Source organism: Noviherbaspirillum album (genome assembly GCF_035916955.1).
Classification (GTDB): Bacteria; Pseudomonadota; Gammaproteobacteria; order Burkholderiales; family Burkholderiaceae_D; genus Noviherbaspirillum; species Noviherbaspirillum album.
The window spans coordinates 144968-158763 of record NZ_JAWIIV010000003.1; the positions used below are offsets into that span (position 1 = coordinate 144968).

A 13796-nucleotide genomic window follows, 5' to 3' on the forward strand; every position below is an offset into this window, starting at 1 on the left:
GCAGGCAGCTTGACAGGAAAATAGAGCGGCAGCATGCAGACCATGACCGACCAGAGCTACGCGGAAATCGCCAAGAGGCTAGAAAAGCTGACTGAACTCAGCCTTGAGCTGAGCACCAACCGCGATATCGCGTCGCTGCAGGACCGCATCCTGAAAGCCGCCAAGAGCATGACGCATTCCGACGGCGGTACGCTCTATCGCACCAGTCCGGACGGACGCAGCCTGAGCTTCCACATCTCGATCAACGATTCGCTCGGCATGTACCAGGGCGGCGTCAGCGGGCACAGGATCGATATTCCCGACATGCCTCTTTACCACGCCGATGGCAGCCGGAATCTCGGCTCCGTCGCCGCCTACGCCGCCAACACCGGCACATCGGTCAATATCGCGGATGTCTACAGTGCCGAGGGCTTCAACTTCTCCGGCATGCGCGAGTTCGACGCGCAGTACAAATACCACTCCCAGTCCTTCCTGACCGTGCCGATGCGCAATCACGAGGATGAACTGATCGGCGTGCTGCAACTGGTCAACGCCAAGGACCTCAAGACCGGCAATCCCAAGCCGTTCAGCGATACCGACCAGCGCTTCATCGAGGCCCTGGCTTCCCAGGCGGCGATTGCGATCACCAATTCGCAACTGATCGCGCGCCTGGAAGACCTGTTCGAATCCTTCGTCAAGCTGATCAACATCGGCATCGATGAAAAATCGCCGCATACCGGCCGGCACTGCGAAAACGTGCCCGAGCTGACGATGTTGCTGGCGCAGGCCGCGCACGACACCAGGACAGGCCCGCTGGCAAGCTTTGAAATGACCGAACGGGACCGGCGCCAGCTCTGGATCGCCGGCCTGCTGCATGACTGCGGCAAGATCACCACGCCGGTGCATGTGGTGGAAAAGGCGACCAAGCTGGAAACCATCTTCGATCGCATCCACCTGGTCGATGCCCGCTTCGAGGTGCTCAAGCGCGACGCCGAGATCCGTGCGCTCAAGGAAAAGCTCGCGCTCGGCGGCGATACCCGCCACCATGAGGAAATCAACCGCCGCCTGTCCACCGAACTGGCGCGCATCGATGACGACAGGGCCTTTCTGCGCCGCGCCAACATCGGCAGCGAAAGCATGTCGGCCGACGATCAGAAGCGTGTGATCGACATTGCGCGGCACTATCGATGGATCGGGCCCGACGGCATGGAATGCGATCTGCTCGACGATGAAGAAGTCGGCAATCTCAACATACGCGCCGGCACGCTCAATCCGCAGGAGCGCGAGATCATCAACAATCACATCTCGGTTACCATCCGCATGCTGGAGTCGCTGCCCTGGCCCAAGCATCTGCAGAACGTGCCCGAGTACGCCGGCGGCCACCACGAGCGCATGGATGGGCAGGGTTATCCGCGCGGCCTGCGCGGCGACCAGATGTCGGTGCAGGCACGCATGATGGCCATCGCCGATATCTTCGAGGCGCTGACCGCCAAGGACCGTCCCTACAAGAAGGGCAAGAGCCTGTCGGAGTCGCTGCGCATCCTGGGCGGCTTCCGCCAGCGCAATCACATCGATCCCGACCTGTTCGACGTCTTCATCCGCCAGAAGGTCTATCTCGAATATGCCAGGCGCTTCATGGATCCGGCCCAGATCGACCATGTCGACGAAAGCAAGATACCGGGCTATACGCCCTAGCCGGCGGGGGAACACATCATGCGGCGCCTCCTGCACAAGTATGGCCTGCGCTGGCTGGCGGGCCTGGTGTTCACCCTGGCGGCGGCGGCCACCGCGCTGCATGTCCTGCCCGCCACGCTGGTCGACCGCATCGACGTATTCGCCTACGACATGCGCATGCGGCTGGAAAAGGCCGAACTCGATCCTCGCATCGTCATCATCGACATCGACGAGCGCAGTCTCGCGGAAGTCGGACGCTGGCCCTGGAGCCGGGATACGGTCGCCAGGCTGATCGATCGTCTCGGCGAGCACTACCATGCGCGCACCATTGCCTTCGACGTGATCTTTTCGGAAGCCGATACCAGTTCCGGCTATGCGACGCTGGAAGCGCTGGCGAGGAAGGAATTGCGCGATGTCGACGGCTTTGGCGAACGCATCCGCGCGCTCAAGCCGCGCTTCGACTACGACGCGCGCATGGCCGAGTCGCTGCGGGACCGGCCGACCATTCTTGGCTACTACCTCTCCAATGAAGCGACCGCGGTGAGCAAGGGACAGCTTCCGCCGCCGGCATTCAGCATCAGCCATCTGAAGGGGCGGGATATAGAATCCCCGGTGTACCGCGCCTACAGCGGCAACCTGGATGCCCTGCAGGGCGCGGCCAGGGCAGGCGGATTCATGAATCCCACGCCGGATTCCGACGGCGCGATCCGCCGGCTGCCGCTGCTGGCCCGCGTCGGCGACAATTATTATGAATCGCTGGCGCTGGCCACCGCGCGCGTCGGCCTTGGCGCGAGCGTGGTGCGGCCGGTGTTCTTTTCCAGCGACGACATGCTGTTTTCTACCGAGCTCAGCCGCGAGTACGGCGCGCTCAAGGCCATCCGCATGAACAGCAAGCCGCAGACCACCGTGGTGCCGCTCGAGCGCAACCTGACCGCACTGGTCAATTTCCGCGGGCCCGGCGGGCCGCAGGGCGGGCGTTTTCGCTACGTGTCGGCCGTCGACGTGCTCACCGGCGCAGCGCCGATGGAGCATCTCGCCGATGCGATCATGCTGGTCGGCACCACCTCGGCAGGGCTGAAGGATCTGCGGGCGACGCCGGTCAATATCGATTATCCCGGGGTGGAACTGCATGCCAACATCATCGCCTCCATCCTCGACGCCGACTTCAAGCAGCAGCCCGACTTCAGCATCGCCATCGAACTGTTCCAGATCGCCGCCATCGGCCTCGCGCTCGGCCTGCTGCTGCCCGTGCTGACGCCGGCGTGGGCGATCCTGATGTCGCTGCTTGCCGCCGCCGTTCTCATCGGCTGGAATGTCGCGATGTACCATGTCCTGGACTGGGTCGTGCCGCTGGCGGCCGCCATGCTGCTGATCGGCGCGCTGTCGGTCTTCAATCTCGCCTGGGGCTACCTGTTCGAATACCGCAAGGGCAGGGCCATGGTGAACCTGTTCGGCGAATACGTCGCGCCGGAGCTGGTCGCGGAAATGGCGGCCAATCCGCAGAGCTACAGCATGGAAGGCGAGAGCCGCGAACTCACGGTGCTGTTCTGCGACGTGCGCGGCTTCACCACCATCTCCGAAGGGCTGGATCCAAATGCGCTGCGGGAATACATCAATCTCTACCTGACCGCCATGTCGGAAGACATTCGCGGCAACCGGGGCACGCTCGACAAGTACATCGGCGATGCGGTGATGGCTTTCTGGGGCGCGCCGGTGCATCTGCCCGACCATGCATCGCGCGCCGTGGCCACGGCCTTGAAGATGCAGCAGACCGCGCGGCAACTGAACGCCGGCTTCATCGCGCGCAACTGGCCGCCGCTGAAGATCGGCATCGGCCTCAACACCGGCGAGATGCGCGTCGGCGACATGGGTTCCAGGATTCGCCGCGCCTATACGGTCATGGGCGACGCGGTGAACCTGTCGTCCAGGCTGGAGGGCATTACCAAGGTGTACGGCGCGGGGGTGGCAGTCGGCCCGGCAACGCGCGACGCCGCACCGGAGTTTGCCTACAGGGAACTGGACCGGGTGCGGGTCAAGGGCAAGAACCAGCCCGTGCCGATCTTCGAGCCTCTCTGCCATCAGGACCAGCTCGACGAGGAGGCCGGTGAGGAACTCGCCCAATGGCATGCCGCACTGGAACTGGTGCGCGGGCAACACTGGGACGATGCCGAAGCCGCATTGCGGGCCTTGCTGAAGCGGCATCCCGATGACGGGCTCTATCGTCTGTATATCGAGCGGGTCGCCTATTACCGGGCCCATCCGCCCAGGGACGACTGGGACGGCGTGACTACCTTCGAATCGAAATAGTCCGGCAACGTGTTCATCGATACAAGTTGTTGCAATCCTTACGCACCGACACTGGCATCGGCGCACCGGCTGGCGTCTAATGGGCGCATTCCTCATCCGTTCCCGACTTCGTTGCGCGGAAAAACAGAATTCAGAAAGTGAGAAAGCCAGCCATGAAAAACAACGCATCCAGAATTCTTGCTCCTCTTCTTGCCGGCACCGCCCTTGCGCTCGCCGGCTGCGCCAGCCCCAACTATCCGCTTCCGGCTTCCTCTTCGTCCTATCCGTATCCGGCATCGCCGGCCCCGTCTCCATCCCCTTATCCCTACCCTTATCCGGCCCAGACAAGCACCCAGCCGGGCTATGGCTATCAGTACGGCATGGTTGATTCGATCCAGATGGTGCAGGGCGCCGCGCAGAACAATGGCATCGGTGTCGGAACCGTGGTCGGCGGCGTGGTCGGCGGGCTGCTCGGCAACCAGGTCGGCGGCGGCAGCGGCAGGAAAGCGGCAACGGTGGCCGGCGTGATCGGCGGCGCCGTGGTGGGCAACCAGATGGAACGCAACAACCAGGCGCGTAATGCCTACCAGGTCGGCGTGCGCCTCGACAACGGCAGCTACCGCACCGTCGTCCAGGAAAACGTCAGCGACCTGCAGGTTGGCAGCCGGGTACGTATCGACAATGACCGGGTCTACCGGCAATAGGACTTGCGCATGCGGTCATGCCCGCGGGAAGTTGCCGACGGTTGCGGTGGGGCGCCGCCCGGTGGCATGACGGCAGGCATCGACCACGCCGCCGGCCGCATTGGCATAGGTATATTCGCTCGCCATCGCAGTGCTGTTGCATGAAAGCCTTGCCCATTCATCCTGGTGCGTCAGCAGGCGTGCCGCGTTTGCGCTCCAGGATTCGACGTCGAGCGCTTGGACATAGCCGTTGTGCTCGTGCAGGACAAGCTCCCCCGCCACGCCGGCCTCCGGCGTCACCAGTACCGGCAGCCCTGCGGCACAGGCTTCGTTGGCGACCACGCCCCAAGGGTCCCAGCTGGTTGGAAACAGGAACAGCCTGGCTGCCTGGTAGATGCGCGGCAGATCGTCATGCGACATGAAGCCGTGGAAGCTGGCCGTCACCAGGTCGGCATGGCGTGCCGCAAGCTCGCGCAGTTCATCTTCCTGCGGACCTGCGCCCACGAACATGATGCTCGTTCTGCGCCCGAGCTTGCGCGCCGTGGCCAGCGCCACATCAAATGCAAATAGCGGATTCTTCACCGCCTCGATGCGCCCGCAGAACAGGAAATCCACATCGCGCCTCGTCTCCGGCGATGGCGAAAACAAGTCATTGTCCACGCACAGGCAGGAACGGAAGCAGGCATCGTCTGCAACGCCGTAGCCGTGATGCAGCCGGGTGCCGCCCTTGCTGGCGGCGATGAATGCGGAGGAGCGCGCATAGACCATGCGGCGCACGGCCTTGTGCCAGCGGCCCAGTCCTTTTTCGGAGCGGTCGGTGCCGTCGGTCATCGCGACATGCGGAATGCCGCGCGCCACCGCAAAGGCAAATGCGTACAGATGCGTGGGATTGAAGCCGCCGGTGATGATCACGTTCGGCGAGAACCTGTGCAACGCCGCGACCACGCCCGGGTTGTTATGGATGTAGCGGCCCTTGATGGTGATGATGCGCTCCCGCAGGAACTCATGGCCGAAGTTCAGCTCCGGCGTCTCCCAGTGGCGGTTCGGTTCGCGCCGTGTGCAGAACAGCGCCTGCAGCGACACGCCCGGCATCCTGTCGAGCGCCTCGAAGAATGGGATACGATAGGGCGGCAATTCATTTGAAACCAGGGAGATACGCAGCATCATTAATGACCGTTATTGGTTCAGCGTTGAGCAGATGAAGAGGCGCGATGCACTATCCGTGAAGTCTGTGATTGCATTTCAGATGGTGCGTTCATTGCAATCCGAACAGATTCGGGGAAATCGGCACGTTGGATGCGGTGCATCAAATTTGCTTCAGGCACGTCGAGCAAGCTTGATCCAGGCTGGTGCATTCGTCCGGCGCAGCGTGCGTCCGAGCCGGCATGGCGCCCGGTGTGACTCGTCAATATGACTCGCCCAATGTGACTGAGAGGAGTGTGGAGATGTCTGTCGGAAAAACCTACGTGCATGCCGGCCGCCGGCGTGCCATCGTCCGTCTGAACGCATTGGGGCTGGGAGCCGCTATCGGACCGGGACTCGGCACCGCGCTCCTGGCGGGCAAGGCGGCTGCGCAGTCGCCCGGCGCAGCTTCGTGCCGCCTGATTCCCACGGCGACCGCCGGGCCGTTTCCGCTGCTCGCCTTCCTCGGCACCAAGGCCGCCGTGCGCAGGGACATTCGCGAATCGAGGCCCGGCGTTCCGCTGACCCTCAATATGCGGCTCCAAAACATCGACGCGGGCTGCGCGCCGATCCGCAATGCCGCCGTCTATATCTGGCATTGCGACAGGGATGGCGGCTACTCAGGATACAACGGCCGCGAGAACGGAGACCACCGCGGCGGCACCTTCCTGCGCGGAATACAGATGAGCGACGAACGCGGGCAGGTCAGCTTCATCACCATCTTCCCCGGTTGGTACCCGGGCCGCATCACGCACATTCATTTCCAGGTCTATCTGCGCGACGCCAGGGGAGGGCGGGCTGCGGCCACCAGCCAGCTGGCCTTTCCCGACGAGGTCGTGCGCAGCGTGTATGCGACGTCTGCCTATCCGCGCGGGCAGAACGGCACCGTGCGCGATATCGCGGACGACGGCCTGTTCAGCGACAACGGCCGCTACCAGACGGCCTCGGTGACCGGCAGCATCACCAGCGGCCTGGTGGCCAGCCTGGATGTCGGCATCAGCGCCGGTGGCTAGGGCACCTTCCTGTCGCGGCGAGGTCATTCTGCCGTAAGGAAAGCATGCTCGAAAAAACCGAGGTGCTCGCCGCACCGGCCCGCAATTCGCCCTAATTTGCTTCCAACCGTAAATTTCGGCGCAAACCCGCAACCAGACGCCATTTCTTTTGTTAGAATCAGGGCCTTTTCTGAAAGGAACATGATGAACAAAACTGAACTGGTTGACGCAATTGCAGCGGAATGCGACCTGTCGAAAACAGCCGCTCAGCGCGCTCTGGACTCGGTCATCAACAATATCGTGAAGGCGGTTGCCGAAGGCAAGACCGTGCAACTGGTCGGCTTCGGCAGCTTCGGCAGCGGCACCCGCGCCGAGCGCACCGGCCGCAATCCCCGCACCGGCGAAGAGATCAAGATCGCTTCCGCCAAGACGGTCAAGTTCTCCGCAGGCAAAGCATTCAAGGACGCCGTCAACGGCTGATGCCGGACTGGAGTCGGCGGCGAAGATCAACTCGTCTTCGCCGTTTCATCCTTCTTCCATTTTCTTACCCGGGCGCCCGCCCTGGCGGCCTTCAACGGCTATCAACGGTCCCCGATTGCTGCGCTGCAAATCCCGCCAGCAGCGCCATCACTTCCCTTATGTCAGCAGGCTTGACCAGATGATGGTCGAAGCCGGCCGCTCGCGATTTCTCCTGGTCCTTCAACTGCCCATAGCCGGTCAGCGCCACCAGCAAGGGCCTTGGCGTTCCCGCCTGCGCGCGCAGCCGGCGCGCAAGCTCGTATCCATCCATGTCGGGCAGGCCGATATCGAGCAGGAAAACCTGCGGCGCGTCCTGGCTCATCATAGCCAGCGCATCCTCGGCCACATGGCCGACCGCGACCTGATGCCCTTCGGTTTCCAGCAGCAGCGCCAGGCTTTCCGCCGCATCGACATTGTCGTCAACCACCATCACGCGCAGCCCATGGCGCGCCGCGGCTGACACCTCGGGCTCCTCCGGTGGCCGAGCTTCCGTCATCACACCCGGCGGACACGGCAGGCGGATGATGAACTCGCTGCCCTTGGCGGGTCCTTCGCTGCGGGCGGCTACGCTGCCGCCATGCAGATCGACCAGGCTGCGCACCAGCGCCAGGCCAAGGCCCAATCCCCCCTGCGACCGGTCGGGCGAACGTTCCGCCTGCGTGAACAGGTCGAAAATATGGGGGATCAGTTTCGGTTCGATGCCGACGCCATTGTCACGCACCGAGACCATATACATGCCGTTGTCCTGCTCAAGGCGCAATGCGATGACTCCGCCTTCGGGCGTGTACTTCGCGGCATTGTTGAGCAGGTTGGCGAACACCTGCACCAGGCGGGTATGATCGCCGAGGATAGGCAGCGGATGGTCCGGAACCTCCAGCCTGAGCCTGTGGCTGCGCGCGTCGATCAGCGCGCCGACTTGTTCGACGGCGCCGGCGACGATGTCGTGCAGGTCGGCCATGCCGCTGTCGAGCTTGATCAGCCCGCGCGTCACCCTTGATACATCCAGCAGATCGTCCACCAGCCCCGTCATGTGTTCCACCTGGCGCGCGATGATGTCGCTGGCCTGCCTGACCTTGGGCTGGTCGGTGCTGATGATTCTCAGTATCTGCGCCGCATTGCTGATCGGTGCCAGCGGATTGCGCAACTCATGGGCGAGCATGGCGAGGAATTCATCCTTGCGCCGGTCCGCGGCGCGCAATGCTTCATCCGCGAGCTTGCGCTCGGTCACGTCATAGCCTTCGACGAAGATACCCGACACGTTGCCGGCAGCATCCCTGACCGGCTGGTAGATGAAATCGACATAGCGTTCGACGGCTTCCCGCCCCGGAGCCAGCGCGAGCGTGACCGGAGCCTGCTGCGCGAAGAATGGCTCGCCGGTGGCATACACGCGGTCGAGCTGGCCGAAGAAGGGCTGGGTTTCGAGGTCGGGCAGGGCTTCGCGCACCGGCTTGCCGATGATCTGCTGCCGGCCGATGAAGCGCAGGAAGGCGGCGTTGGCCAGTTCGAACACATGCTGCGGGCCGCGCAGCACGGCCATGAAGCCGGGTGCCTGCTCGAACAGCGTGCGCAGGCGGTCGCTTTCCGCCGCCAGCTGCGCGCTCAGCGCTTCCTCGGCCTGCCGCCGCCGCTCTTCCGCCCGCGCCCGTTCAATGGTGGCCCATGTGCGCTCGGCCACTTGCTCGGCCAGTGCCTCGTCTTCCCTGGTCCAGTGGCGAGTCTGCGGCTCGTGCAGATAAAGGATGGCTTTCATGCGCCCGGCCTTGATCAGCGGAATCACCAGCAGGGACACCACGCCGATGCTCGCATAGCCTTGCGCATACGGCGCCGAACGCGGATCCGAGGCCATGTCGTCGAGGCGCAGCGTGTGGCCGGCCTTCAGCTCGGCGATGATGTCCGGTCCAAAACTCTCGAGCGGGCGGCTTTTGCCAGCCAGGCTTGCCACGCTGCCGTCGGTCCAGTCGCGCGCCACCAGCACGTGCTGTCCGGCCGCATCGATTTCGCCGTAGCCGACACGTGCCACTTCGAGATGCCGTCCGAGCGCTCCAGCCGATGCCTCGATGATTTCCAGCGGATCGTCCATGCCGCGCAGCAGGTCGGCAAGGTGCAGTTCGAAGGCCTGGCGGCGCTCCGCCAGTATCTGGCCCGTAGTCTCGGTGCAGGCGCAGAACATGCCGGCCACCCGGCCGTTTTCATCGCGCGCCGGCGAATAGGAAAAGGTGAACCAGGTCTGTTCCTCGTGTCCCTTGCGCTGCATGAGCAAGGGAAGATTTTCGTGGAAGCTGGCCTCGCCCGCCAGTGCGTGATCGATCAGCGGACTGATGACCGGCCAGATTTCTTCCCAGATATCGTGAAAGCGCCCGCCGAGTGCCTGCGGGTGCTTGGCGCCGAGCACTTCGATGTAGGCGTCGTTGTACAGGAATCCGAGATCCGGCCCCCAGGCGACGAACATCGGGAACTGGGAATCGAGCATTAGGCCTGCTACCGTTCGCAGTGCAGCCGACCATTGATGCGGCGGACCGAGCGGGGAATTGCTCCAGTCATGTTCACGCATGAGCGTACGCATCATGCCTTTGCCCGCGAGGAAATCGAAATTGGCAAGGGGCTGCTTGGTCATTGACGGATCATGCTTGCTTGCAAGAAAAAGTTTGTCACCATTGGAATCGACAGGAGGCGATGGGTTTGATTCCGTCATTGTCCTTCAAATTTTCTTGCCGCACAGACTAAGGCCGTTTCATCCCGGTACTTCGCCTGAAGTCGGCTCGGCCCTTGAGTCTGTGCATTACGCCTTGTACCCTGGCATCAGGGCAGCAGGACCGATAATTCCTGCGCTCCCCGCAGCAGGACAGGCAGGAATTCCTCGTTCATCTTCCTGGCGCTCACGCGCGTGGCCTGTGCGCCGATGTTCAAGGCCGCGATTACGCTGCCCGAGGCGCCGCGCACCGGCACGGCGATCGAGCGCAGGCCGATCTCCAGCTCTTCTTCCACCAGTGCATAACCGGCGCCTTGCACCCTGGACAGGATATCGCGCAGCCGCGCTTCCGAAACCACGGTCTTGTCGGTGAAGGCTTTCAGCTCGACCTGGCCGAAGTAGGCTGCCAGCGCCTCGTCGTCCAGGTGGGCCAGCAGCACCCTTCCAAGGGAGGTGCAATAGGCGGGCAGGCGACTGCCGGTATTGAGCGCCACCGACATGATGCGAGAAGTGGCCGAGCGAGAGACATACAGCACCTCCCGTTCATCGAGCACCGCAAGCGAGCAGGATTCGTTGAGCGCGCGGCTGATGGCATTAAGCGTCGGCTGTGCCGATACCGTCAGCGGCGTCGATGACAGATAGGAATAGCCGAGCGTCAGGATCTTCGGCTTGAGGGAAAAATTGTTGGCTTCTGAATCGACGTAGCCCAGCTGCTTCAGCGTGAACAGGCAGCGCCGCACGGCCGCCCGCGGAATGCCGGTACGGTGGCTGATCTGCGCGATCGTCAGGCTGCGCCGCTGGTCGCTGAACGCGCGGATGACCGCGAGGCCCCGCGCCAGCGAAGTCATGAAACTGGGGTCGGTGAGCGCGTCGATCTCTTCCGCGATGGTTAGCGTCCTTTTTTCTTCCCCCGGTTGGCCTGCATTGTCCTTGCTGCCCTGGTTTTTCGTGCCGCTTGCGCGCGTCTTGACTTCGGTCTGCATCGCTTTTCCCATGATGTTGCCGTGTCGCTTTATCCAGCATGCCTGCCGCATTGCGTCACGGGTTGTGTTCGGCCACCGAACACATTCGAACTGCCTGCCTTGACTCGCTGGAAACGCGGTGGCTAAACTGCAAATGTGTTCTATAAACAGACATTAGTTCGTTTAACGAACATAGTCAATCGCACAAGCAACCGAACAAGCAGCCGGGCGGCTTTCCCGGCCAATCTGCGAAGGCAACCGCTTTTCAGGAATCCAACGTGATCAATAAAATCTCCGAATCCCTGCAGTCCGCGGTCAGCGACATCCATGACGGCGCGACCGTCATGATCGGCGGCTTCGGCAATGCCGGCATGCCATCTGCCCTGATCGATGCGCTGCTGGAACAAGGCGCGCGCGGCCTTACCATCGTCAACAACAATGCCGGCAACGGCGACACCGGCCTGGCCGCGCTGATCAAGGCAAAGCGGGTGCGCAAGATCATCTGCTCGTTCCCGCGCCAGGTCGATTCCCATCATTTCGACGCGCTCTACCGCGCTGGCGAGATCGAACTGGAACTGACGCCCCAAGGCAACCTCGCCGAACGCATCCGCGCCGCCGGCGCCGGCATCGGCGGCTTCTTCTCGCCGACCGGCTACGGCACGCTGCTGGCCGAAGGCAAGGAAACCCGTCTCATCGACGGCCGCAACTATGTGTTCGAAACGCCGATCCATGCCGACTTCGCCTTGATCAAGGCATTGCGCGGCGACCGCTGGGGCAACCTGGTCTATCGCAAGACGGCGCGCAACTTCGGCCCGGTGATGGCGATGGCGGCCAAGTGCACCATTGCCCAGGTGGTGGAATTAGTGGAACTTGGCGAACTCGATCCGGAAGCGATCGTGACCCCGGGCATTTTCGTTCAACGCGTGGTACTGGAAGGAAAACAGGCATGAAGCGAATGACGCGAGACCAGATCGCCGCGCGCGTGGCGAAGGACATTCCGGAAGGGGCGTATGTCAATCTCGGCATCGGCCTGCCCACCATGGTGGCCAACCACTTGCCGAAGGAGCGCGAGATCTTCCTGCACAGCGAAAACGGCCTGCTCGGCATGGGTCCGGCGCCGGCGCCCGGCGAAGAGGATGAAGACCTGATCAATGCGGGCAAGCAGCCGGTGACGCTGCTGACCGGCGGCGCCTATTTTCATCATGCCGATTCGTTCGCGATGATGCGCGGCGGCCATCTCGACATCTGCGTGCTCGGCGCGTTCCAGGTATCGGCCACCGGCGACCTTGCCAACTGGCATACCGGCGCGCCCGACGCGATTCCCGCGGTTGGCGGCGCAATGGACCTGGCGGTCGGCGCCAAGCAGGTGTTCGTGATGATGGAACACCAGACCAAGGCGGGCGAAAGCAAGATCGTCGCGCAATGCAGCTATCCGCTCACCGGCATCGGCTGCGTCAACCGCATCTACACGGATCTTGCGGTGATCGATGTCACGCCGGAAGGACTGGCGGTGCGCGAGATGATCGCCGACATCAGCTTCGACGAACTGCAGCGCATCACCGGTGTGCCGCTGAAGCACCTGCCACTGTAATTCATTCATTGACGGAGACATTCATGACCCAAGCCTTTATCTGTGACGCGATCCGCACCCCGATCGGACGCTATGCCGGCGCGCTCAAGGACGTGCGCGCCGACGACCTCGGCGCGGTACCGATGCGCGCGCTGATGGAGCGCAACAAGAATGTCGACTGGACCGCCGTCGACGACGTGATCTACGGCTGCGCCAACCAGGCCGGCGAAGACAACCGCAATGTCGCCCGCATGTCGCTGCTGCTGGCGGGCTTGCCGCAGGATGTGCCCGGCGCCACCATCAACCGCCTGTGCGGCTCCGGCATGGATGCGCTCGGCACCGCCGCGCGGTCCATCAAGGCCGGCGAAACCAGCCTGATGATCGCCGGCGGCGTCGAATCGATGACGCGCGCGCCCTTCGTGATGGGCAAGGGCGACAGCGCCTTTTCCCGCAATGCCGCGATCTACGACACCACCATCGGCTGGCGCTTCGTCAACAAGCTGATGAAGGAAATGTACGGCGTGGACTCCATGCCGGAGACCGCCGAGAACGTGGCGGTCGATTACAAGATCAGCCGAGAAGACCAGGATGCGTTCGCCGTGGCCAGCCAGAACAAGGCCGCCGCCGCGCAGAAGAACGGCACCCTGGCCCAGGAGATCACGCCGGTCACGATCGCCCAGAAGAAGGGCGATCCCATCGTGGTCGAGCATGACGAACATCCGCGCGCGACCAGCATCGAAGCGCTGGCCAAGCTCAAGGGCGTGGTGCGGCCCGACGGCAGCGTCACCGCCGGCAACGCCTCCGGCGTCAACGACGGCGCCTGCGCGCTGCTGCTGGCCAACGAAGAGTCGGCCAGGCGCTTCGGCCTGACGCCGCGCGCCCGCATCGTCGGCATGGCGACCGCCGGCGTGCCGCCGCGCATCATGGGCATCGGCCCCGCGCCAGCCTCGCAGAAGCTGCTCAAGCAGCTCGGCATGACGATAGACCAGATGGATGTGATCGAGCTCAATGAAGCCTTCGCGTCGCAGGGCCTGGCGGTATTGCGCCAGCTTGGCGTGGCCGACAACGACCCGCGCGTCAATCCCAACGGCGGCGCCATCGCCCTCGGCCATCCGCTCGGCATGAGCGGCGCGCGCCTGGCGACCACCGCGATGTACCAGCTGCACCGCACCGGCGGCCGCTATGCGCTGTGCACCATGTGCATCGGCGTCGGCCAGGGCATCGCGATGGTAATCGAGCGCGTTTGAGCAGGGTTGAGCG

At 63.5% G+C, this 13796-nt stretch carries 11 protein-coding genes; 8 read left to right on the forward strand and 3 right to left on the reverse strand.

Going from position 1 to position 13796, the window contains the following annotated elements:
- Nucleotides 1–42 precede the first annotated feature (42 nt).
- The 3 genes from RY831_RS05515 to RY831_RS05525 all read left to right on the forward strand — a co-directional run bounded on the left by RY831_RS05515 (nt 43) and on the right by RY831_RS05525 (nt 4643).
- Nucleotides 43–1674, forward strand: a complete 1632-nt coding sequence (locus RY831_RS05515; RefSeq protein WP_326505465.1) for a GAF and HD-GYP domain-containing protein — start codon at nt 43–45, stop codon at nt 1672–1674.
- Between the two features lie 18 nt (nt 1675–1692).
- Nucleotides 1693–3960, forward strand: a complete 2268-nt coding sequence (locus RY831_RS05520) for a CHASE2 domain-containing protein (RefSeq protein WP_326505323.1) — start codon at nt 1693–1695, stop codon at nt 3958–3960.
- Nucleotides 3961–4112: 152 nt separating this feature from the next.
- Nucleotides 4113–4643 carry an outer membrane lipoprotein gene (locus tag RY831_RS05525; RefSeq protein WP_326505324.1) on the forward strand — a complete coding sequence of 177 codons (531 nt, stop codon included), beginning with the start codon at nt 4113–4115 and terminating at the stop codon, nt 4641–4643.
- 15 nt (nt 4644–4658) lie between these two features.
- Here RY831_RS05525 and RY831_RS05530 read toward each other — a convergent pair whose 3' ends face one another.
- Complete coding sequence (locus RY831_RS05530) at nt 4659–5789, reverse strand: glycosyltransferase family 4 protein (RefSeq protein WP_326505325.1); 1131 nt, start codon at nt 5787–5789, stop codon at nt 4659–4661.
- A gap of 278 nt (nt 5790–6067) precedes the next feature.
- On the opposite strand from RY831_RS05530, the gene RY831_RS05535 reads away from it, so the two are divergent.
- Nucleotides 6068–6817 carry an intradiol ring-cleavage dioxygenase gene (locus tag RY831_RS05535; RefSeq protein WP_326505326.1) on the forward strand — a complete coding sequence of 250 codons (750 nt, stop codon included), beginning with the start codon at nt 6068–6070 and terminating at the stop codon, nt 6815–6817.
- A 183-nt stretch (nt 6818–7000) separates the two neighbouring features.
- A complete protein-coding gene (locus tag RY831_RS05540) occupies nt 7001–7276 on the forward strand; it encodes an HU family DNA-binding protein (protein WP_151637074.1) in 276 nt (91 codons plus the stop codon).
- A 91-nt stretch (nt 7277–7367) separates the two neighbouring features.
- Here the strand turns inward: RY831_RS05540 and RY831_RS05545 are convergent, their stop codons facing one another.
- A complete protein-coding gene (locus RY831_RS05545; RefSeq protein ID WP_326505327.1) occupies nt 7368–9929 on the reverse strand; it encodes an ATP-binding protein in 2562 nt (853 codons plus the stop codon).
- A 185-nt stretch (nt 9930–10114) separates the two neighbouring features.
- Nucleotides 10115–10987, reverse strand: a complete 873-nt coding sequence (locus RY831_RS05550) for an IclR family transcriptional regulator domain-containing protein (RefSeq protein WP_437126227.1) — start codon at nt 10985–10987, stop codon at nt 10115–10117.
- 257 nt (nt 10988–11244) lie between these two features.
- Between RY831_RS05550 and RY831_RS05555 the strand changes: the two genes are divergently transcribed.
- The 3 genes from RY831_RS05555 to pcaF are packed head-to-tail and all read left to right on the forward strand — an operon-like array spanning nt 11245 to nt 13783.
- The gene (locus RY831_RS05555) at nt 11245–11916 is read left to right on the forward strand and encodes a 3-oxoacid CoA-transferase subunit A (protein WP_326505329.1); all 672 of its coding nucleotides are present in this window, start codon (nt 11245–11247) and stop codon (nt 11914–11916) included.
- Nucleotides 11913–12557, forward strand: coding sequence for a CoA transferase subunit B (locus tag RY831_RS05560; protein ID WP_326505330.1), 645 nt, complete (start codon nt 11913–11915; stop codon nt 12555–12557). Before RY831_RS05555 ends, RY831_RS05560 begins: the two co-directional genes overlap by 4 nt.
- Before the next feature lie 23 nt (nt 12558–12580).
- Complete coding sequence (gene pcaF, locus RY831_RS05565; protein ID WP_326505331.1) at nt 12581–13783, forward strand: 3-oxoadipyl-CoA thiolase; 1203 nt, start codon at nt 12581–12583, stop codon at nt 13781–13783.
- The last annotated feature ends 13 nt before the right edge of the window (nt 13784–13796 follow it).